General features: G+C 73.8%; 20 protein-coding genes and 1 tRNA gene. 14 read left to right on the top strand and 7 right to left on the bottom strand.

Going from position 1 to position 20231, the window contains the following annotated elements:
- Positions 1–3 precede the first annotated feature (3 nt).
- Complete coding sequence (locus tag AB0G11_RS19905; RefSeq protein ID WP_357587319.1) at positions 4–699, top strand: hypothetical protein; 696 nt, start codon at positions 4–6, stop codon at positions 697–699.
- On the top strand, positions 696–3974 hold the full coding sequence (locus AB0G11_RS19900; protein WP_357587317.1) for a DUF87 domain-containing protein: 3279 nt from the start codon (positions 696–698) through the stop codon (positions 3972–3974). Before AB0G11_RS19905 ends, AB0G11_RS19900 begins: the two co-directional genes overlap by 4 nt.
- Here AB0G11_RS19900 and AB0G11_RS19895 read toward each other — a convergent pair.
- Entirely contained in the window at positions 3907–4239 is a 333-nt protein-coding gene (locus AB0G11_RS19895; protein WP_219508254.1) for a putative quinol monooxygenase, read from the bottom strand. The two genes, AB0G11_RS19900 and AB0G11_RS19895, sit on opposite strands and share 68 nt — an antisense overlap.
- Before the next feature lie 156 nt (positions 4240–4395).
- Between AB0G11_RS19895 and AB0G11_RS19890 the strand changes: the two genes are divergently transcribed.
- The 3 genes from AB0G11_RS19890 (at position 4396) to AB0G11_RS19880 (ending at position 7064) form a co-directional block, all read left to right on the top strand.
- Entirely contained in the window at positions 4396–4848 is a 453-nt protein-coding gene (locus AB0G11_RS19890; protein ID WP_219508255.1) for a VOC family protein, read from the top strand.
- A gap of 152 nt (positions 4849–5000) precedes the next feature.
- Positions 5001–6959 carry a translation factor GTPase family protein gene (locus AB0G11_RS19885; RefSeq protein ID WP_357587315.1) on the top strand — a complete coding sequence of 653 codons (1959 nt, stop codon included), beginning with the start codon at positions 5001–5003 and terminating at the stop codon, positions 6957–6959.
- A gap of 31 nt (positions 6960–6990) precedes the next feature.
- Positions 6991–7064: transfer RNA gene (locus AB0G11_RS19880), tRNA-Met, on the top strand.
- Here the strand turns inward: AB0G11_RS19880 and AB0G11_RS19875 are convergent.
- Positions 7062–8768 carry a hypothetical protein gene (locus AB0G11_RS19875; RefSeq protein WP_219508257.1) on the bottom strand — a complete coding sequence of 569 codons (1707 nt, stop codon included), beginning with the start codon at positions 8766–8768 and terminating at the stop codon, positions 7062–7064. The two genes, AB0G11_RS19880 and AB0G11_RS19875, sit on opposite strands and share 3 nt — an antisense overlap.
- 137 nt (positions 8769–8905) lie before the next feature.
- On the opposite strand from AB0G11_RS19875, the gene AB0G11_RS19870 reads away from it, so the two are divergent.
- A complete protein-coding gene (locus AB0G11_RS19870; protein ID WP_219508258.1) occupies positions 8906–9382 on the top strand; it encodes a GNAT family N-acetyltransferase in 477 nt (158 codons plus the stop codon).
- Positions 9383–9386: 4 nt separating this feature from the next.
- Here the strand turns inward: AB0G11_RS19870 and AB0G11_RS19865 are convergent, their stop codons facing one another.
- Complete coding sequence (locus AB0G11_RS19865) at positions 9387–10097, bottom strand: GntR family transcriptional regulator (RefSeq protein WP_357587313.1); 711 nt, start codon at positions 10095–10097, stop codon at positions 9387–9389.
- A 96-nt stretch (positions 10098–10193) separates the two neighbouring features.
- Here AB0G11_RS19865 and AB0G11_RS19860 point away from each other — a divergent pair, with 96 nt between their 5' ends.
- The 3 genes from AB0G11_RS19860 (at position 10194) to AB0G11_RS19850 (ending at position 13062) form a co-directional block, all read left to right on the top strand.
- Complete coding sequence (locus AB0G11_RS19860; protein WP_219508260.1) at positions 10194–10853, top strand: putative N-acetylmannosamine-6-phosphate 2-epimerase; 660 nt, start codon at positions 10194–10196, stop codon at positions 10851–10853.
- The gene (locus AB0G11_RS19855; RefSeq protein WP_357587311.1) at positions 10850–11887 is read left to right on the top strand and encodes an ROK family protein; all 1038 of its coding nucleotides are present in this window, start codon (positions 10850–10852) and stop codon (positions 11885–11887) included. The genes AB0G11_RS19860 and AB0G11_RS19855 overlap by 4 nt, the downstream gene beginning before the upstream one ends.
- A 257-nt stretch (positions 11888–12144) precedes the next feature.
- Complete coding sequence (locus tag AB0G11_RS19850) at positions 12145–13062, top strand: hypothetical protein (RefSeq protein ID WP_357587309.1); 918 nt, start codon at positions 12145–12147, stop codon at positions 13060–13062.
- Positions 13063–13178: 116 nt separating this feature from the next.
- On the opposite strand, the gene AB0G11_RS19845 is transcribed toward AB0G11_RS19850, so the two are convergent.
- Positions 13179–13802: a TetR/AcrR family transcriptional regulator C-terminal domain-containing protein gene (locus AB0G11_RS19845; protein WP_219508263.1), complete on the bottom strand. Its 624-nt coding sequence runs from the start codon at positions 13800–13802 to the stop codon at positions 13179–13181.
- A gap of 55 nt (positions 13803–13857) precedes the next feature.
- Here AB0G11_RS19845 and AB0G11_RS19840 point away from each other — a divergent pair, with 55 nt between their 5' ends.
- Genes AB0G11_RS19840 through AB0G11_RS19830 form a run of 3 tightly spaced genes read left to right on the top strand, consistent with a single transcriptional unit; the run spans position 13858 to position 15390 of the window.
- Positions 13858–14664: an alpha/beta hydrolase gene (locus tag AB0G11_RS19840; RefSeq protein ID WP_219508264.1), complete on the top strand. Its 807-nt coding sequence runs from the start codon at positions 13858–13860 to the stop codon at positions 14662–14664.
- A gap of 58 nt (positions 14665–14722) precedes the next feature.
- A complete protein-coding gene (locus tag AB0G11_RS19835) occupies positions 14723–14953 on the top strand; it encodes a hypothetical protein (RefSeq protein ID WP_357587308.1) in 231 nt (76 codons plus the stop codon).
- Positions 14950–15390 (top strand): PIN domain-containing protein, encoded by a 441-nt coding sequence (locus AB0G11_RS19830; protein WP_357587306.1) that lies wholly within the window; start codon positions 14950–14952, stop codon positions 15388–15390. The genes AB0G11_RS19835 and AB0G11_RS19830 overlap by 4 nt, the downstream gene beginning before the upstream one ends.
- Positions 15391–15496: 106 nt before the next feature.
- On the opposite strand, the gene AB0G11_RS19825 is transcribed toward AB0G11_RS19830, so the two are convergent.
- The 3 genes from AB0G11_RS19825 to AB0G11_RS19815 all read right to left on the bottom strand — a co-directional run bounded on the left by AB0G11_RS19825 (position 15497) and on the right by AB0G11_RS19815 (position 17591).
- Positions 15497–16045: a hypothetical protein gene (locus AB0G11_RS19825; protein WP_357587304.1), complete on the bottom strand. Its 549-nt coding sequence runs from the start codon at positions 16043–16045 to the stop codon at positions 15497–15499.
- A 259-nt stretch (positions 16046–16304) separates the two neighbouring features.
- A complete protein-coding gene (locus AB0G11_RS19820; protein WP_219508266.1) occupies positions 16305–16601 on the bottom strand; it encodes a hypothetical protein in 297 nt (98 codons plus the stop codon).
- Positions 16602–16625: 24 nt separating this feature from the next.
- Positions 16626–17591, bottom strand: coding sequence for a YafY family protein (locus tag AB0G11_RS19815; protein ID WP_357587303.1), 966 nt, complete (start codon positions 17589–17591; stop codon positions 16626–16628).
- Positions 17592–17645: 54 nt separating this feature from the next.
- Here AB0G11_RS19815 and AB0G11_RS19810 point away from each other — a divergent pair, with 54 nt between their 5' ends.
- Both AB0G11_RS19810 and AB0G11_RS19805 read left to right on the top strand, forming a co-directional pair.
- Positions 17646–18776 carry an epoxide hydrolase family protein gene (locus AB0G11_RS19810; protein ID WP_357587301.1) on the top strand — a complete coding sequence of 377 codons (1131 nt, stop codon included), beginning with the start codon at positions 17646–17648 and terminating at the stop codon, positions 18774–18776.
- Between the two features lie 141 nt (positions 18777–18917).
- A complete protein-coding gene (locus tag AB0G11_RS19805; RefSeq protein WP_357587299.1) occupies positions 18918–20228 on the top strand; it encodes an MFS transporter in 1311 nt (436 codons plus the stop codon).
- The last annotated feature ends 3 nt before the right edge of the window (positions 20229–20231 follow it).

Genomic DNA, 20231 nt, shown 5'->3' with positions numbered 1-20231 from the left:
GCCATGTCAGACAAGGCCCTGTCGCTGCCCGAGTTCTCGGCGCTGGTGGCGCTGGCGGTCGAGGCCCGGGAGATCTCCAACACGGAGCTCAAGGCGCGGCGCGGGCTGTCGATCGACGGGAAGAAGCGGGTCAAGCTCAATGAGCTGAAGCTGGTCGACAGCTGGAAGCAGGGGCGCGGGTTCGCGCACGTGCTCACCGACGCGGGCTGGGCGCGGCTGGGGGAGGACCTGCGCGCGGGGCGGCTGCCGGTGTTCGGCGGCTCGTCGGGGGTGATCGCGCGGGCGCTGCTCGGCTGGCTGCCGGAGTTCCTGGAGCGTACCGACCAGCGGCTCGCCGACGTCTTCCAGCCGCCCGAGTTCCAGCCGCCCGAGTTCCAGTCGCCCGAGTTGCAGCCGCCCGGGTTCCAGCCGCTGGAGCCGCAGCCGCCGGGGGAGAGCGCGGACGTGGAGGGGCGGGTCCGGGACGCCTACACCCGGCTCGCGGCCTCGCCCGGCGCGTGGGTGAGCCTGACGCGGCTGCGGGCGCTGCTCGGCGACGTGCCGAGGGAGGCGCTCGACGGGACGCTGACCCGCATGGAACGCCTCGCCGACGTCAACCTCGTCCCCGAGTCCAACCAGAAGACGCTCAGCCCGCAGGACCGCGAGGCCGCCGTCCGCATCGGCGAGCAGGACAAGCACCTGCTGTGGATCGGGCAGTGACGGCCGGGGCCGCGGCCCTGGCGGCGCTCCGCTTCAACTACGCCGAGGGCGCCGACGACGTCTGGCGGCACTCCGACCACCACGTGGACGGGCTGCACGGGCCGTCCGCCGGGATCGTGCTCACCGGCCTGACCGAGGCCGCCGAGGGGCGCGACACCAGCCCGATCGGCGTCGTCGTCCAGGGGCAGCGCGGCACCGGCAAGACCCACCTGCTCGGCTGGGTACGCGAACAGGCGCAACGCCGCGGCGGCTACTTCGTCCTCGTCGGCCTGCTCGACGCCAAGGGCTTCTGGGAGAGCACCGTCGTGTCCGTCCTGGACAGCCTGTCCCGCGACGCCGCCGAAGGGCAGAGCCAGCTCGGCCTGTTCCTGACGCGGCTGGCCTCGGCGGCCGACCTGTCCCGGATGGAACGGCGCGCCGTCAGCGGCAGGAAGGCCGTCACCCGGGAGGTGCTGGACCGGTTCGTCACGGCGCTGCGCCGGCTCGACCGGCAGGTCGGCAGCCAGGCGCAGGACACGGCGCGGGCCCTGGTGCTGTACGCGTCCGACGACCTCGCGCTGCAGGACCTCGGCGAGGCGTTCCTGTCGTCGGCCCCCGAGGGGGAACCCGGCGAGCGGGCCCGCTGGGGCATCCGGCAGGTCGACCGCACGCCGCAGGAGATCGTCAGGGACGTCTCGCGGCTGCTGGCCCTCACCGGGCCCGCCATCGTCGCCGTCGACCAGATCGACGCGCTCGTCGCCCAGTCGCCCATCGCCACCGATCCGCTCGCCCGCGAGCCGGGCGAATCGGCCATGATCGAACGGATCGCCGGCGGGCTCATGGATCTGCGCGAGGTCACCCGGCGCACGCTCACCGTCGTCACCTGCCTGCCCGCGACCTGGACGCTGATCGAGAAGGTGGCCGTCGACACCGTACGGGACCGGTTCCGGCAGGCCGTGCAGCTCAAGACCCTGCCCGACGCGCAGACGGCGGCGCGGCTCGTGGCGCGGCGGTTCGAGGTGCAGTACGCCGCCGCCGGGTTCGAGCCGCCGTACCCGACCTGGCCCGTCCGGCCGGAGGCGTTCGAGCAGGCGCCCGGGTTCACGCCCCGGCAACTGCTCATCACGATCGACGACCACGTCCAGGGCTGCGTACAGGACGGGCAGGTCCGCGAGCTGACCCGGCTCACCGGATCCGGCACCGGCACGACGCGTCAGAGTCCCGTCCCCGACGCGGGCCTGCTCGCGGCGATCGACACGCGGTTCGCCCGGCTGCGCGACGCCGCCGAGCCGCCGGAGCTCGACGCCGCGACCGAGGACGTCATCGTCCCCGCGCTCCTCGCGGCGGGGCTGGCCGCCTGGGTCGGCGAACGCGGCGAAGCGGGCAAGGCGTTCAGCGTCGACCCGCCGCCCAGCGCCAAGCCGCCGCTGCACGCCCGGCTGCGGCACACGCTCGACGAGGAGACCGAGGACGAGGCGCACTGGGCGTTCCGCGCGGTCAGCGCCGCCCACGGGAACGCGGCGCTCAACCGGGTGCGCAAGGCGTCCGTCGCCGCCGGGCTGGATCCGCGCGTGCCCAAGCGGCGGCTCTTCCTGCTGCGCAACGCGCCCTGGTCTCCCGGGGTGCGCACCAAGGAGGCGATCGCGGCCTTCGAGCACGCCGGAGGGCGCACCCTGCCCGTGACGCGCGGCGACCTCAAGGTCCTGGCGGCGCTCAAGGCGCTGCTGGCCGAGAACCCGCCGGGGCTCGCTTCCTGGCTCACCACCCGCCGTCCCACGTCCGCCATCGCCTTCCTCACCCAAGCCCTCACCGGCCCCTGGACCGTTCCCCCCGAACCGCCCCAGTCCGATGCGTCCACACCCGGGGTGGCGCCGTCCGGTCCGGGCGGTGGCACGCCGGAGGCGCCCGCCCCCGCTCCTGGAGCGGCTGCGTCCGGTTCGGGTGGGGGCGCGCTGGGGGCGCCCGCTGCGGGAGGGGCGGGGCCGCAGACGGCCGCGCCCGCTCCCGTCGTGTCGGGTGTGCCCGTTTCCGGGGACTTCGGCGGTGGGGAGTACGTGGACGTCGGGGTGCGGGTGCAGTTGGAGGGGCTCAGGAAGCATGTGGCGATCTTCGCCGGCACCGGGTCCGGCAAGACGGTGCTGATCCGGCGGCTGGTGGAGGAGTGCGCGCTGCGGGGTGTGTCGGCCATCGTGCTCGACCCGAACAACGACCTGGCGAGGCTGGGGGACCGGTGGCCGGAGCGGCCGGAGGGCTGGGCGGAGGGCGACGAGCGCAAGGCGGAGGCGTATCTGGCGGGCACCGATGTGGTGGTGTGGACGCCGAGGCGGGCGGCGGGCCGGCCGTTGAGTTTCCAGCCGCTGCCCGACCTGGCCGGGGTGGCCGCCGATCCGGACGAGTTCGGCGAGGCGGTGGAGGCCGCGATGGCGGCCGTGGCCCCGAGGCTGAAGCTGACCGCGCAGACCGTGAAGGCGCAGCGCGGCCAGGCGGTGCTGCGCAAGGCGCTCGAATGGTACGGGCGGCGGGGCGGGACGACGTTGCGCGGCCTGGCCGGGATGCTGGCGGCGCTGCCGGAGGGCGTGAGCGAGCTGGCGGACGCGGAGCGCATCGCCGCGGATCTGGCCCAGTCGCTGCGGGCGGCGATGGACAACGATCCGCTGTTCGGCGGCGAGGGGACGCCGGTGGACCCTGGCCTGCTGCTGACGCCGCCGCCGGGCAGGCGGGCCCGCGTGTCGGTGGTGAGCCTGGCGGGCCTGCCGGGGGACGAGCAGCGGCAGAGCTTCGTCAGCCAGTTGCAGCTTGCGCTGTTCGCCTGGGTCAAGAAGAACCCGGCGGGTGACCGGCCGCTGGGCGGCCTGTTCGTGATGGACGAGGCGCAGACGTTCGCCCCGGCGGCCGGTGGTGTTACCGCGTGCCTGCGCAGCACGCTGGCGCTGGCGTCGCAGGCCCGCAAGTACGGGCTCGGCCTGGTCTTCGCCACGCAGGCGCCGAAGGGGCTGCACAACCAGATCCCCGGCAACGCCGCCACCCAGTTCTTCGGCCTGCTGAACGCGCCCATCCAGATCGGCGCGGCCCGCGAGATGGCGCGGGCGAAGGGCGGCGACGTGCCCGACGTGTCGCGGTTGCGGTCCGGGGAGTTCTACGTGGCGCTGGAGGGGCGGGGCCCGGTCAGGACGCGGGTGCCGATGTGCCTGAGCCACCACCCCAGGGCGCCGCTCACGACGGAGGAGGTCATCGCGCGGGCGGCACGGCCATCTCCCCCAGCTCCGACCAGCCGTCCTGCGCGATCGTCGTGTTGACGATCCGCGGGGTCTCCGCGAGGTGCGGCGGCAGCGTCCGCTGCGCCTCGCGGAAGTGGTCCGACCGGACGTGCGCGGCGCCGGCCTCGTCGTCGCGGAACGCCTCGACGAGCACGTACTCGTTCGGGTCGTCGAGGCTGCGCGACCAGTCGAACCACAGGCAGCCGGGCTCGGCCCGGGTGGCGGCGGTGAACTCGGCGGTGATCTCCGCCCACCTGGCGGCGGACTCGGGCAGTACGCGGAACTTCGCGGTGATGAAAATCATCGGGCCTCCTCAGGTCTCGGGGACGATCGTATGGCGGGTGGCCTGACCTGCCGTGACGCGCCCGGCGGAAAACTTCTCCGGTCGCGTGTCGATCCGGCGGCCGGTCGTTCGACGCGCTGGTGAGGGGGAGGTTCCCCCTCACGAGAGGACGACGTCATGCAGAAGGTCACGACATTCCTGTGGTTCGACGACCAGGCCGAGGAGGCGGCCACGTTCTACACCTCGCTCCTGCCGGACTCGCGGATCGTGGACGTCCAGCGGGTGCCGGGGGGCGCGGCGATGACGGTGACGTTCGAGCTGGCCGGGCAGCGTCACATCGCGCTGAACGGGGGACCGGGCAAGGAGTTCAGCGAGGCGACCTCCCTGTACGTGGACTGCGCGTCGCAGGAGGAGGTCGACGAGCTGTGGGCCCGGCTGACGGAGGGCGGCGAGGAGGGCCGGTGCGGCTGGCTCAAGGACCGCTACGGCCTGTCCTGGCAGATCATCCCGCGCGCCCTGCCGGACCTGATGGGCGGCCCGGACCCGGCGGTCGCGGCCAGGGTCGCGCAGGCCATGCTCGGCATGAACAAGATCGAGGTGAAGGGTCTGCTCGAAGCCGCCGCGGGCTGAGGTAAAACCTGTTGTCCCGGCGGCCGCCGATCTGGTGTGCTGCCGGGACACCGACGAGCGGAGGAGCTTCACGATGCGAGCCACAACCATGTCCCCCCAGCTGAGCACTTCCATCCACTCAGAGGACATGGCGGTTCGTGAAATTTCTGAATTTGGGCGTCCTTGCGCATATAGACGCCGGTAAGACCAGCCTGACCGAGCGGCTGCTGCACGCCGCCGGAGTCATCGACGAGCTCGGCAGCGTCGACGACGGCAACACCCAGACCGACTCCCTCGCCCTCGAACGCCGGCGCGGCATCACCATCAAGTCCGCCGTCGTCTCCTTCCCGCTGGGCGACGTGACGGTCAACCTCATCGACACGCCCGGCCACCCCGACTTCATCGCCGAGGTCGAACGGGTGCTCGGCGTGCTCGACGGCGCGGTGCTCGTCGTGTCCGCCGTCGAGGGCGTCCAGGCGCAGACCCGCGTGCTGATGCGGACGCTGCGGCGGCTCGGCATCCCCGTGCTGATCTTCGTCAACAAGATCGACCGGGGCGGGGCGCGCTGCGCGGGCGTGCTGCGCGACATCGCGGCCAAGCTCGCCCCGGCGAGCGTCGCGATGGGCGCCGTCACGGGCGAGGGCCGGCGCGACGCCCGGTTCGTCCCGTACGGGCCGGGCGACGCGGACGACGCCCTGGCCGAGACGCTCGCCGAGCACGACGACGCGCTGCTGGCCGCGTACGTGGAGGGCACGCCCGTCCCGTACCGGCGGCTGCGCCGGGCGCTGGCCGGGCAGACGCGGCGGGCGCTCGCGCACCCGGTGTTCCTCGGCTCGGCCATCACCGGCGCGGGCGTCCCCGAGCTGATCGGCGGCATCCGCGACCTGCTCCCGGCCGCGCGCGGCGACGCCGGCGGGCCGCTCTCCGGCACCGTGTTCAAGGTCGAGCGCGGGCCGGCCGGGGAGAAGGCCGCCTACGTGCGGCTGTTCTCCGGCACGGTCCGCGTACGGGACGTCGTGCCGTTCGGCGACGGCCGGGAGGGCAAGGTGACGTCGATCGCGCTGTTCGACCGGGGCTCGGCCGTCCGCGCCCCGGCCGTCGAGGCGGGGCGCATCGCCCGGCTGCACGGGCTCACCGAGGTGCGGATCGGCGACGCCGTCGGACGGCCCCCGCGGCTCGCCCGGCAGCACTTCGCGCCGCCCACGCTGGAGACCGTCGTCGTGCCGGGCGACCCGTCCGGCCGGGCCGCCCTGCACGCCGCGCTCTCCCAGCTCGCCGAGCAGGACCCGCTGATCAACCTGCGCCAGGACGACGTGCGCCAGGAGATCTCCGTCTCCCTGTACGGCGAGGTGCAGAAGGAGGTCATCCAGGAGACGCTGGCCGCCGAGTACGGGCTCGGCGTCACCTTCCGCGAGACCACCACGATCTGCGTCGAGCGCCCCGCGGGCACCGGCGCGGCCGTGGAGCTGATCGGCAAGGGCGGCAATCCGTTCCTCGGCACCGTCGGGCTGCGCGTCGAGCCCGCGCCGATCGGGTCAGGCGTGGACTTCAGGCTGGAGGTGGAGCTGGGCTCGATGCCGTACACGTTCATGCGGGCCGTCGAGGACACCGTCCGCGAGACCCTGGGCCAGGGGCTGTACGGCTGGCAGGTGCTCGACTGCGTGGTCACGCTCACGCACTCCGGCTACTGGGCCAGGCAGAGCAGCGCGCACGGCGGGTTCGACAAGAGCATGTCGAGCACCGCCGGAGACTTCCGCCACCTGACGCCGCTGGTGCTCATGGACGCGCTGAAGCGGGCCGGCACCCGCGTGTACGAGCCGATGCACCGCTTCGCGCTGGAGCTGCCGGCCGACGCCTCCGCCGCCGTGCTGGCCGAGCTGGCCCGCCTCGGCGGCGTGCCGGGCGCCGCCGGGCCCGCCGGGAGCGCGTACCGGGTGGACGGGGTGATCCCGGCGGCCCGGGTGCACGAGCTGGAGCAGCGGCTGCCGGGGCTCACCCGGGGGGAGGGGATGCTGGAGAGCGCGTTCGACTCCTACCAGGAGGTGCGCGGCCCCGCGCCCGCCCGGCCGCGCACCGACCACAACCCGCTCAACCGGAAGGAGTATCTGCTTCACGTGATCCGGCTCGTGTAGGTCCGGAAGTGCGATACAGTTGAGGAGTCGACGCGGGGTAGAGCAGTTCGGTAGCTCGTCGGGCTCATAACCCGAAGGTCGTAGGTTCAAATCCTTCCCCCGCTACTCTTCACGAGATCCCGTCCGGTTGGGCGGGATCTCGTCGTTTCCCGGCAGATACGCGCAGCGGGCCCCCGTCCGCACGGCGGCCCGCAGCTCCACGCCGATGACCGGGTCCGCCTCCGCGATCCGCGCCAGCGCCCGCCTGACCGCCTTGCCGACGGCGATCCTGGCCCGCTCCCCGCCGCCCGCCCGGTCCTCCTCGACCAGGTCGGCCGCCGGGACCTCCCGGCCCGGCCGCGCCACCAGGACGGCCAGGTGACGCATGCCGACGCTGTCGGCGACGAGCGTGCGCCGCCCGCCCAGCGTCACCCGCCACTGCCTGCCGTGCGGCTCGATCCGGCACGCGCCCGGCCCGGCGGGCAGCATCATGCCCAGCTCCCTGGCCTCCTCGGCGGCGGCCGACCGCTCCCGGCGGGCCGCCTCGTCGTCGAGGCCGTGGCGCAGCGCCAGCGCCTGCGCCAGCCGGTGCCGCGACAGCGCCGCGGCGGGCCGGTGGCCCAGCGCCACGTTGTCGCGCACCGCCGCGCGGAGCTCCGCCACCGCGCCGTCCACGTCGCCGGTCGTCAGCGCCGCCATCCCCAGCGAGTGCCGCACCGAGCCGAGACACGTCACGCCCGGCCCGGCCACAGCCGGCAGCCCCGCGTAGGGCGCCAGCAGCTCGCGGGCCCGCGCCGCCGTGCCCGTGTCACGCAGCAGGTACGCGGCCTCGGTCAGGAAGTAGAGCGTCGCCAGCCAGCTTCCCGAACGCGGCAGGTTCTGGCCGCGCAACCGGGCCAGCACCCCCGCCGCCGTCCGGTGATCGCCGGCCGTCGCGGCGGACACGGCCAGGCTCGCCGCCACCGCGTGGTCCACCGGGCTGAGCGTCGGCGACCCGGCCAGCTCGCGCAGCGACGGCACCAGCTCGCCCGCCCGCCCCTGGAACCAGCGGATCGCGCCGAGCTGCTCGCCGTACCAGCCGGGCGCGTCCACGTGCCCCGCCTCCGCGCCCCGCTGCGCGCACGCGCCCGCCAGCGCCTCCGCCTCCTCGAACCGGCCCGCCCGCGTCGCCAGCATCACCTCCGCCGCCCGCGCCACGAACCCGACCGCCAGATGGTCGCCCGCCGCCAGCGCCGCCCGCAGCTCCCGCAGCGACGGCTCCGCCTGCGGATCGGCCGCCTTGAACAGGTCGACCGTCCGCCACATCAGCCCCATGAGCAGGTCGCCGCGCCGCCCGGTGCGCGCCGCCACGCCCGTCAGCTCCGACGCCAGCGCCAGCCGCGTGCCCGCGTGGGCCGGGCCCAGCAGGCAGTGGTGCGCCAGGCTCAGCGCCTCCGCGAGCGCCACCGGGTCACCCGCCGCCCTCGCCTCCTCCAGCAGGCGCAGGGTCCCGGCGTGCTCGCCCGCCCGGTAGTCGTCCTCGCCGCGCATCCTGATCCGCAGCCGCAGCGCCAGCGGGGAGCGCGGGCCGACCAGCGCCAGCGCCCGCCGCTGCCGCGCCCGTACCGTCTCCTGACGCGGGCCCGGCCGGTGCTCCTGCACCCAGATCCCGCCCAGCCCGAGCGCCGCCCGCGCCAGCGCGGCACGGTCGCCGCTCGCCTCGGCCCGGCCGTGCGCCGCCTCGAAGCAGCGCCGCGCGGCCCGTAAGTCGCCCTCCTCGTACAGCGCCCGCTCGCCCGCGGTGATCGCGAACGCGCCGTCGTCACAGCGGGCCAGATCCACGCCCCCCACCGAACAGCCACCTCCCGGGAACGCGCGCGCACGCCATCCCAACAGGCCCCCCGCCCCCCGGCGCACACCACGCCTGCGCATCGTCGCACGGGGACGGGCGAAAAGGGTAGGCGCGCAGGTGTCATACGCTTGCGCACATGATTCGCCCCGCCACTCCCGACGACGTGCCCGTGATCAACCAGCTGGTCCGCGACCTGGCCGAATACGAGAAATCCCTGCACGAGGTCAAGCTCACCGACGAGCGGCTGAAGGACGCGCTGTTCGGCGACTCCCCGGCGGCGTACGCCCACGTCGCCGAGAGCGACGGGCAGGTCGTCGGCTTCGCGCTGTGGTTCCTCAGCTTCTCCACCTGGACCGGGACGTACGGGATCTATCTGGAGGATCTGTACGTTCGGCCGGAGAGCCGGGGCGGCGGGCACGGCAAGGCGCTCATGACGGAGCTGGCCCGCATCGGCGTCGAGCGCGGCTACGAGCGGTTCGAATGGTCGGTGCTCGACTGGAACCAGCCGTCGATCGACTTCTACCGGTCGATCGGCGCCGAGCCGTGCGACGAGTGGATCCGCTACCGGCTCTCGGGCGACGCCCTGACGACCTTCGCCGGTCAGTCCCGGTAGCCGGTCAGTCCCGGTAGATCGTCAGCTCGTAGGAGTAGCGGTCGGCCCGATAGAGCGACAGCGCGCGCTCGACCGCCCGGCCGCGCGCGTCGTAGGCCGTCCGCTGCACCAGGAACGCCGGCGAGAACGCCGCCACCCGCAATTCCCGCGCGTCGGCCGGGTCCAGCACCGTCGCCCTGATCGTCTGCTCGGCCCGGCGCGGAGCCAGCCCGTGCCCGGCCAGCTCCTCGTACAGCGAGCCGCGCAACGCCTCGCCCAGCGCGCCCGGCACCAGCGCCGACGGCAGGTAGGAGTGCTCCAGGCAGATCGGCTCGCCGTCGGCCGTACGCACCCGCCGCACGTGCAGCACCTCGGCCGATGGGCTGATGCCCAGCGCGTAGCCGACCTCCGCCCCGGCCGGGATGCGTTCCTCCGTCACCGCCAGCGACCCCGGCCGCAGCCCCCGCGCCCGCATGTCCTCGCTGAACGAGGTCAGCTCCACCGATTTGGCGATGCGCGGCTCGCTCGCGAACGTCCCCGAGCCCTGCACCCGGTAGACGCGGCCCTCCCGCTCAAGCTGGTCGAGCACCAGCCGCACCGTCAACCGGCTCGCCCCGAACTCCTCCGCCAGACTGCGCTCGGTCGGCAGCCGGTCGTGCGGCGCCAGCTCGTCGCCCAGCAGCGAGAGCAGATGCCGGCGCAGCCGTGCCGACTTGCCCTCCGCCTCCTCGTTCACAGCGGGCAGTCTAGCCCTCCCCAGAATTGGGCTATACCATTTCGCCGAGCGAATCCCCCTTGTCGTGGGGGATCAGGTGGATTGGGCTATACAACCATGCTGGAACAGATCCGGGGCGGCCTCGTCGTCTCCTGCCAGGCGCCCGACGGGCACCCGCTGCGCGACCCCGAGACCATCGCCCGGCTCGCCCGCTGCGCCGAACTCGGCGGCGCCGCCGGGCTCCGGATCAACTCCGCCGCCGACATCCGCGCCGTCCGGCGCCACACCGCGCTCCCGGTCATCGGCCTGCACAAGATCCCGTACGCGCACCGCCACCTCATCACCCCCACCCTCGGCCTCGCCCGCGACCTGGCGGCGGCCGGGGCCGCGATGGTCGCCGTCGACCTGACCCGCGAATCGCCCGCCGACGCCGAGCTGGTCGCGGCCGTGCGCGCGTTCGTGCCCGTGATGGCCGACGTCTCCACCCTCGACGAGGGCCTCGCCGCCTGGGACGCGGGCGCCGCCGTGGTCGGCACCACCCTGTCCGGCTACACCGCCGCCCAGCTCCCCACGCCCGACGACCCCGACCTCGCCCTCGTCGCCGCCCTCGCCGGGCACGGCGTGCGGGTCGTCGCCGAGGGGCGCTACCGGACCGAGGACCAGGTACGGCGCGCGTTCGAGGCCGGGGCGTGGGCCGTCGTGGCCGGCGGCGCGATCACCGACCCGGTGTCCCTCACCGCCCGCCTCACCCACGCCACCCCGGCAGCCTCCCGATGACGGCGAACCGGCCAGGCGACCTGTCCTGGGACCGCGGTGGGGAGCCGGGCACCCGTTCCGAGGCGCCCGGCGTCGGCTCCCGGGCTTCCAGCGGTGGTGGCGGGGCGCTGGCCGTGGCGGTGGACATCGGCGGCACCAAGATCGCGGCCGGGCTGGTGGACGCCGCCGGGCGGCTGACCGGCGAGCGGCGCACGCCCACCCCGGCGGCCGACGGCGGCGAGGCCATCATGGCAGCCGTCCTGGACTGCGTCCGGCCCCTGCTGGCCCTCGGCGGTGACCGGGTGGTGGCGTGCGGCATCGCGACGGCCGGCGTGGTCGACGCCGGCGGACGCATCTCCAGCGCCACCGACCTGCTCACCGGCTGGGCCGGCACCGACGTCAGGTCCATCGCCGGGCACGCCCTCGGCCTTCCGGTGGCCGTGGTGAACGACTGCCACGCCGCCGGAACCGCCGAAGCCCGCCTCGGCGCCGCCCGGGGCGCCCGCACCGCCCTGGTCGTCGCCGTCGGCACCGGCATCGGCGGCGCCCTGGTGACCGGCGGCACCACGTACCCCGGCCCCACGGGCACCGCGGGCGCCCTCGGCCACCTCCCCGCCCCGGCCTCCGCCCTGGTCGCCGGTCGCAAGTGCTCGTGCGGCGCGACGGACCACATCGAAGCCCACGCCTCAGGCCCCGCGATCGAGCGCACGTACCACGAACTGACAGGCCGCGAGCTGACCGGCGACCGCCTTGACCTGGCCGCCATCGCCGCCCTGGCCCGATCCGGCGACCCGCGCGCCACCCAGGTGATCACCACCGCCGCGACCCTCCTGGGCCGTACGCTCGCGGGCGCCGCCAACCTCCTGGACCCCGACGTGATCGTGATCGCGGGCGGTGTCTCGCGACTCGGCCCCCTCCTGCTGGACCCGCTCCGCCTGGCCTACCGCGCCGACGCCCTGCCCGGCCCCCGCCGCGCCCCGATCCACCCGGCGGCCCTCACCGACCAGGCGGGCCTCATCGGCGCCGGCCTGACCGCCCTCCCCCCACCCTCCTGACCAGCCCGTCCTGGCCGCAGCAGGCCGAGATCCGGGCAACCACCCGCCCGTACGGACCGCGCCCGTACGGACCGCCCCCCGTACGTACGAGCTCTCGTCCGTACGGGGGCGCGCGCCCGTACGGACCGCCCCGCGCCTCGTGGGCCGCCCCCGCGCCGAGCTCGCCCGAACGGTCGTCTCCCAGGGGCGGCTCCCGTAACTGCGGACGGGCCTCGGCGGGGCGTGGTGGCGGCCCGGGGCCGGTTAGGATGCCGCGCATGCCGCGTCCCCCCGCTCTTCGGCTGGCTGCCGGGCTGCTCGCCGTGTTCTGGCTGGGTCTCGCCGGCGGCGCCGTGCTCGTGTGGGGGACCGCCGCCGCGCCGTTCGAGATCTTCGCCGGGGTGTTCTGGAGCTCGGTCTGGTGCTTCTGGCTCGCCCGGGTGTGGCTGGGCGGGCCGATGGCGATCGGGCTGATGCGCGTGGCGGTGCTCGGGATCGGCTCGGTCCTGCTCGTGGGCGTGGTGCTCGCCGCAGGGATCTCCGGTGGCGGGGTGTATCCGTCGCAGGGGATCGGGGCCGGGGCCGCGCTGTGCGGCGTCGCGGGCGGGCTGCTGCTGGGGCGCGAGGACGTCAAGCGGTGGAGCCGTTCCACGACCAGGGTGCGGGTGGTGCGGCAGCCGCCTGACGGGACCGCGTTCGACCTGCGGGGCGCCGCGCTCAGGCAGGGCCGGGGGATGTTCGGCTGCCTGATGCTCGTCATCTCCGTCGCCGTGCTGGTCGTCGTCGGGGTGATCGGCGCGACGCTGCCCGAGGACCGGGGGGTGGACGCGCCGGACTACCTCGCGTTCATGGCCGGCGTGGTGCTCGTCGTGATCATCGGCATCGCCGGATATATCCGGATCAATCTGCGCGCCAAGGCCCTGGGCGTCCTGACCGTCACCGAACGCGGCATCAACGAGCGCCCCTGGCCCAGAATCCGTTCGGCCGCCCTCTCGTACACCGGCGAAGCGAAGACCGTCGACGGCGTCCGCCGCTACCCGGGGGCCCGGCTCGACCTGTCGTTCCACGACGAGCCCGGCGAGCGCCACCTCGCCCTGCCCGGCGACGCCCACCTGCACGGCTCGATCGCGGCGGCCCTGGCCACGCACTGCCCCGAGGGCACGTTCCTGGGCTGGGTGCCACGTACCACCCGATGACCGTCCGCGCCGGGCCGGTGACCGTGCCGCCGCGTCGCCCCCGCCCGCCACCTCGGGAGACGCGGAACCGACCGGCTCCGCCACGCCCTGACCCGCCTCCGCGAGATCACCGACCCCTACCGCTGACCTTCCTCCAGAGCCGCCTCGATGCCCGCGACGAGCGTGCGCAGGCCGTGCTCGAACGCCTCTTCACCCAGCGGGCTGTCCCCTTCGCGCAGCGCCGCCGCCAGCGTCTCGCCGGGCGGCCCGGCCGGCTGTCCGCTCTCGGGACGTTCCGCCTGCTCCTGCAGCACGAACCCGTTGACGTAGTGGGTGACGTGGGTGATCGCCCGCAACGCGAGCACCGGCCCGAACCCGCGCCTGACCAGCTCCGCCAGCTCCTCGTCGAACCTCGCGACCGTCTCCGCGCCGAGCCGCGTGGCCCCGGCGACGATGCGGGCGCTGTCGCGGTGCGCGAGCAGGCAGCGCCGGTACGCGCGGGCGCGCCGGGCCAGCCACTCCTGCCACGTCTCGTCCGCGCCCGGCGGCCCCATGCCCGCCGCCAGCACGATCGCGTCGGCCATCCCGTCCAGAAGCTCCTGCTTGGTGCGGATGTGCCAGTAGAGCGCCGGTGACCGCACGCCCAGCTCGGCGGCCAGCCTGCGCACGGTCAGCCCGTCGAGCCCGACCTCGTCCAGCAGCCGCAACGCGGTCTCGACCAGCACCTGTGGGGACAGCGCGCCCCGCCTGTTCTCACCCATCGACGCCCTACCTTAGCAATGCTAAAGTCGCCCTTAGCGTTGCTAAGGAGGCGCCGTGCTCACCATCCCCACCCCCGACGGCGCCGGCATACACGCCACCGACGAGGGCCGTGGCCCCGCCGTCCTCGTGGTGCACGCGGGCCTGGACGACGGTTCGCAATGGCACAAGGTCGCCCGCCTGCTCAGCCCCCGCCACCGGGTCGTCCGGATCCACCGCCGCCAGTACCGCCTCGACCTGCGCCCCCGCTGCACCATGGCCCAGGAGGCCGACGACGTCCGCGTGGCGGCGGCGGCACTCGGCGGCCCGGTGCTGCTCGCCGGCCACTCCTCTGGCGGCGTCGCCGTCCTGGAGGCGCTCGCCGCCGCCCCCGGCGCGTTCGCGGGCGCGGTCCTCTACGAACCCCCCATCGTCACCGGCCCCCCGCTCGGCGGCGAGGCCACCGCCCGCACCCGCGCCCTCGCCGACGCCGGCCGCCCCGGCAAGGCCATCGAGATCTTCGTCCGCGACGTCGTCGGCATCCCGCCGTTCGCCTCCCGCCTCGTCGGCCTGTACGTGGCGGCCGCGCCCAGGATGCGGGCCCTGGCGCCCCGGCAGATCGACGACCTCGAGGCGATCGACGACCTCGGCGACCGCCTCGACGCGTACGCCGCCATCGACGCCCCCGTCGTCCTGCTCGGCGGCGACCGCAGCCCCGCCCACCTGGCCGCCCGCCTCGACGCCCTCGAACGCCGCCTCCCGAACGCCCGCCGCGTCACCCTGCGCGGCCAGGGACACAGCGCCCACCTCCGCGCCCCGGCCGAGGTCGCCCACGTCATCGAAACCCTCGCCACGGAAGTCCTCACCGCCCCCGGGAATGCGTAGGCCCCAGGAATCGGCTCCGCACCGAGCCGATCGCAACGGTTCGCCTACACTGTGAGATGTGAGTGCCGCGCCGGAAGAGTATGAGGACATGCATCGGCTGGTCGACCGGCTGACGGCGGATCAGCTGCGCGAAGTCCGCGCCCACACGCTGAGGCTCGTGCACGGCGCCGGCTCCGACGGCGACACCCACTGGCCCCCGGCCTGGTTCGCCTCCATCACCACCGACCGCGACGATAATGCCGAACGCGCTGAAGAGATCTTGAGCGAGGGGTACGGTCTTGACGCGTGATCGTCGTCGATACCGGCCCCATCGTCGCTGCCGCCATCAGTAACGACCGCAAGCACACGGCGTGCGTGAGGATATTCGAGCGGCTGTATCGCGAACGGCGCGACCTCCTGGTGCCGAGCTTCGTCGTCGGCGAAGCCTGCTACATGCTCGCCCGGCTCGGGAGCGCCAAGGTCGAGGCGACGTTCCTGCGTTCGCTCCAGCAGGGTGGGTTCACCGTCGTGGACCTGGGGCCCGCTGATCTTGAACGGATCGCCGTGCTGGTGGAACGGTATGCGAGTCTGCCCCTCGGCGCAGCCGACGCCTCGGTGGTCACCGTCGCAGAACGTCTTCACATCGCCGAAGTCTTCACGCTGGACGTCAGAGACTTCTCCGTGGTGCGACCAGCCCATGCCAGCGCGCTGAGCATCGTCACTCCAGACACGACAAGGCGCCGGTGACCCTCGCCTGATTTGCCCGGACAGCTCCAGGAGACCGGATCCTGCGGCCGTCGGTCCCGTATGTTCAGCGTTCCGGGTCGGCCGAGTGTGTCGCGCTGCCGGGGGATCAGCGCCAGGGGGTCCAGGCGGGGTGGAGGGGGATGCCGTCCACCAGGTTCGCGCCCCTGTGGACGTGCACGGTCGCGGGCTCGTCGCCCAGGACGCCCACGAGGCAGAGATGCAGCGGCGAGATCTCCTGCACGGCGCTCGACGACGCCGTCTCGCAGACGACCGAGGTGACCGAGGCGGAGAGCCGGAGCTCGAACAGGCGCAGCGGAGCCTCCGCACCACCCCTGAAATCTTGGTCCGAGATCCACGTCTCGGCCATGCCGAGCAGCGCCGCGTCCGGCGGGCCGGGGGAGGGGGAGAAGACGTCCGGGTAGCCGCTGGAGCCGGAGGAGACGCCCAGGTCCCGCCAGGCGCCCTCGTCCGTGCGCACTGCGACGGCGATGTCCGAGGCCAGCACGCCGTCACGCCTGTGCCGTACGGAGAGCACCGCGCCGAGCCCCTCGGTCCGCCACCTCGCGACCGCCACCACCGAACCAGGCTGAGGCAGCCGCGCGGGCGGCAGCGTGGCGGCGACGAGAGCCGCGGTCAGGGGTGAGGTGTGTGGCATCGCTGTGTCCCGCCAGGTTTGGTTCCATGAGCAACGGACAATCATGCCAGGGAGTCCGAGGCCGTGATCTTGCGGGAGCGGGTAGGTCTCGTCCCGGGTATGCGGGTTCGACGCCTGCCGTGCCGAAACGGCCAAGGGTGCGGCGAAAGCCGGGAAGACGTCCGAACGAAGTGAGGTCCTTGGGGGTTGGCGACCACGGAATCGGTCAGCGGGTGGGGGAGCAGGCCATGTCCGGTGAAGGACATGGCCTGCCTGGTGTTCACACGCCGGCGCCTGCCCGGATCCTCTCCGACTGGCGGCCGGTGTGGCCGTACATCTCCTCCTCCGTCTGCGCGTCCGGCCCGTGGGTCTCCTCGATGCGGAGCGCCACGCCCATGCAGAACAGCGTCGGTGCCCACTGGCCGATGAAGATCCCCCACCGGTCGGCGCGGTCCATGCCCGCGTTCTCGACGTTCTTGGACGTCATCCAGGTGGCGAAGGCCAGCCCAATGGAAGCGATACCGGCCAGATAGCAGTGGTTTGACTTAATGCCCATCTTGTGGAGCGTTTTGATCATGATTCCCCCCTTGCTGTGATGCTGTTACCCCGCGTGACCTTCCGTAATCGTTCCTGATGGCTGGGGGAGGGAGGCTCGGCCGGCGCGTTCCGACAGGGTGCGGAAGGCGGCCAGGAGCTCGGGCGGGCCGTCGACGTGGAAGTCGGCGTCGAGCATGAGGATGTGCAGCGCGAGCCGCATCGGCGTGTCGCCGCCCGCGTGGACCGCGCAGGCGTGGTCGCCGCGCGGCTCGACGGCGACGGACGGGGGCAGCAGGGCGCGGACGACGGCGACGGGCGCGTGCACGGTGACGGTCGCGCGGTGCCGCATGAGCGCCGTGTCGACGCCCTGCGGCACCACGTCCGCCGGCGGCGCGGCGCGCGGGGTGAAGCGGGGGCCGTGCGGGGTGCGTACCGTCATCCGGTCGACCCGGAAGGTGCGCCAGCCGGCACGGTGCACGTCCCAGGCGATCAGGTACCAGCGCCGTCCGGTGTATACGAGCTTGTACGGTTCGACGTCGCGGACGCGTCCGTCACCGGTGTGGGTGCGGTAGTCGAACCGGAGCCGGTGCCGGTCGCGGCAGGCGGCGGCGACGGCCGTCAGCGTGCCGGTGGCGACGGGCGTGCCGGGCGGCCGGAGCGACACGGTGTGCCGGTGCAGCGCCTGGACGCGGTGGCGCAGGCGGGCGGGGAGTACCTGTTCGAGCTTGACCAGGGCGCGCAGCGCGGTCTCCTCGAACGCCCCGGCGGTGCGCAGCGCGACGGCGACGGCGACGGCCTCCTCGTCGTCGAGCAGCAGCGGCGGCAGCTTGGCGCCCGCGCCGAGCCGGTAGCCGCCGGCGACGCCGGGCGCGGCGTGCACCGGGTAGCCGAGGCTGCGCAGTTTGCCGATGTCGTAGCGGACGGTGCGCGGGCTGACCTCCAGCCGTTCGGCCAGCTCGGCGCCGGTCCAGTCGGCCCTGGCCTGGAGCAGTGAGAGCAGGCGCAGCAGCCGCGCGGAGGTTCCCAGCATGCCCGCATTCAATCCAGGCAAGGACTTTGCCACAAGGGCTGCGACGGTGGGGTCATGAGCGAAGAGATCAGGGACTTCCGCATCGACATCCCCCAGGCGGACCTGGACGACCTGCGCGAGCGGCTGGGCCGGGCCCGGCTGCCGGTGCAGACGCCGGGGGCGGGGCCGGAGCGCGGCCTGCCGGTCGCCGCGCTGGCGGAGCTGGCCGAGCACTGGGCCACGGCCTACGACTGGCGCCTGCACGAGAAGCGGCTCAACGCCCTTCCGCAGTACGTCACCACGATCGACGGCCAGGTCATCCACTTCCTGCACGTCCGCTCGCCGGAGCCGGACGCCACGCCGCTGGTCCTGACGCACGGCTGGCCGGGCTCGGTGGTGGAGTTCCTGGACGTGATCGGCCCGCTGACCGACCCGAGGGCGCACGGCGGCGACCCGGCCGACGCCTTCCACCTGGTCGTCCCGTCGCTGCCGGGGTTCGGCTTCTCCGCGCCGCTGGCCGGCCCGGGCTGGACGCTGGAGCGGATCGCCCGCGCCTGGGCCACGCTGATGGCCAGGCTCGGCTACGACCGCTACGGCGCGCAGGGCGGCGACTGGGGGTCGGGCGTGTCGCGGGAGCTGGGCCGGGTCGACGCCGGGCGCGTGATCGGCGTGCACGTGAACTACCTCATGACCTTCCCCCACGGCGACCCGGCGGAGCAGGCCGAGCTCGGCGAGGAGGACCAAGCCAGGCTGGCCGGGCTGGAGCGCTTCACGGGCGAGCTGGGCGGCTACCTGGCGATCCAGTCGACCCGGCCGCAGACGCTCGCGTTCGGGCTGGCCGACTCGCCGGTGGGGCAGCTCGCCTGGATCGCGGAGAAGTTCGCCGAGTGGACCGAGAACGGCGTGGACCGCGACCGGCTGCTCACGAACGTGTCGCTCTACTGGCTGACGAACACGGCCGACTCGGCGGCGCAGATCTACTGGGAGTTCGCGCACGCGTGGAGCATGCCGGAGCGCTCGCCGACGCCGACGGGCGTGGCGGTGTTCGCCCACGACTACGTCAAGCCGGTCCGCGCGCTGGCCGAGCGGACCGACACGATCGTGCACTGGTCGGAGTTCGCGCACGGCGGGCACTTCGCCGCGCTGGAGCAGCCGGAGGCGCTCACCGAGGACGTGCGGACCTTCTTCCGGGCCCTTCGGGGCTGATTACCAGCATGTTTCCGGCGTGACGCATATGTATTGCGTGTTGCCCGGGTGAGTCACATGTAACCGGCGCACAGCCACGGACCGTCCATGTGCGTAACGCCGGGTTCCTACGTTCGACCTCACCAGAACGTAGGAGGAACGATGACGCGCTGGATCGCCGAGTGGCATCCCGACGACGCGGCCTTCTGGCAGCACACGGGCCGGAAGGTCGCCCGCCGGAACCTCGTCTTCTCGATCCTGGCCGAGCATCTCGGCTTCACCGTCTGGACGCTCTGGAGCATCGTGGCCGCCCGGATGGGCGCCTACGACTTCTCGACCGACCAGCTCTTCTGGCTCGTGGCGGTGCCGAACCTGGTCGGCTCGGCGCTGCGGGTGCCGTACACGTTCGGACCGGCCAGGTTCGGCGGGCGCAACTTCACGGTGGCGAGCGCGCTGCTGCTGATCGTCCCGGCGGTGCTGCTCGGCGTGGCGGTGAGCAGCCCGGACACCCCGTACTGGGCGTTCCTGGCCATCGCGGCCGTCGCCGGCGTCGGCGGCGGGAACTTCGCCTCCAGCATGGCCAACATCACCTACTTCTACCCGCGCGCCCGCCAGGGCGTGGCGCTCGGGCTGAACGCGGCGGGCGGCAACATCGGCGTCAGCTCGGTGCAGCTCGTGATGCCGCTGGTGATCGGGGCGTTCGGGCTGGCGGCGGCGGGCTGGTTCTGGGTGCCGTTCATCGTGGTGGCCGCCGGCTGCGCCTACTTCTTCATGGACAACCTGTCCAGCGCCAAGGCGAGCCCGCGCGAGCAGCTCGCGGTGGCGGGCCGCGCCCAGACGTGGATCCTGTCGTTCCTGTACGTGGGCACGTTCGGCTCGTTCATCGGCTACGCGACGGCGTTCCCGCTGCTGAGCATGAGCCTGTTCCCGGACGCGCCGTGGGCGGCGGTGGCGTTCGCCGGGCCGCTGGCCGGGTCGCTGATCAGGCCGGTGGGCGGCTGGCTGGCCGACCGGCTCGGCGGCGCGCCGGTCACCCTGTGGAACTTCGCCGCCATGGGCGCGGGCGTCGTGCTCGTCTGGCTCGCCTCGGCGTCCGGCGGCTTCTGGCCGTTCTTCCTCGCCTTCCAGGTTCTCTTCCTGACGGCCGGGATCGGGAACGGGTCCACGTACCGGATGATCCCGGCCATCTTCCAGGCCAAGGCGGTCGCCGAGCGCGGCACCGGCGAGGAGGCGCTGCTGCACGGCAGACGGCAGGCGTCGGCGGCCATCGGGATCATCTCCGCGGTCGGCGCGCTCGGCGGGTTCCTCATCAACCGGGCGTTCGGCATGTCGTTCGCCGCGACGGGCAGCCCGGCGGTGGCGCTCGCCGCGTTCGGCGCCTTCTACGCCGCCTGCTTCGCGCTGACCTGGTGGTGCTACACGCGCACCGTGGGCGTGACCCGGATCGCCTCCCTCGCCCATGCGCGGGTGTGAGCG

The sequence above is a fragment of the Nonomuraea sp. NPDC023979 genome (assembly GCF_040639085.1).
Classification (GTDB): domain Bacteria; phylum Actinomycetota; class Actinomycetes; order Streptosporangiales; family Streptosporangiaceae; genus Nonomuraea; species Nonomuraea ceibae.
The sequence above is the reverse complement of the archived record's forward strand: the minus strand, read 5'-3'. Positions and strand labels throughout refer to the sequence as shown.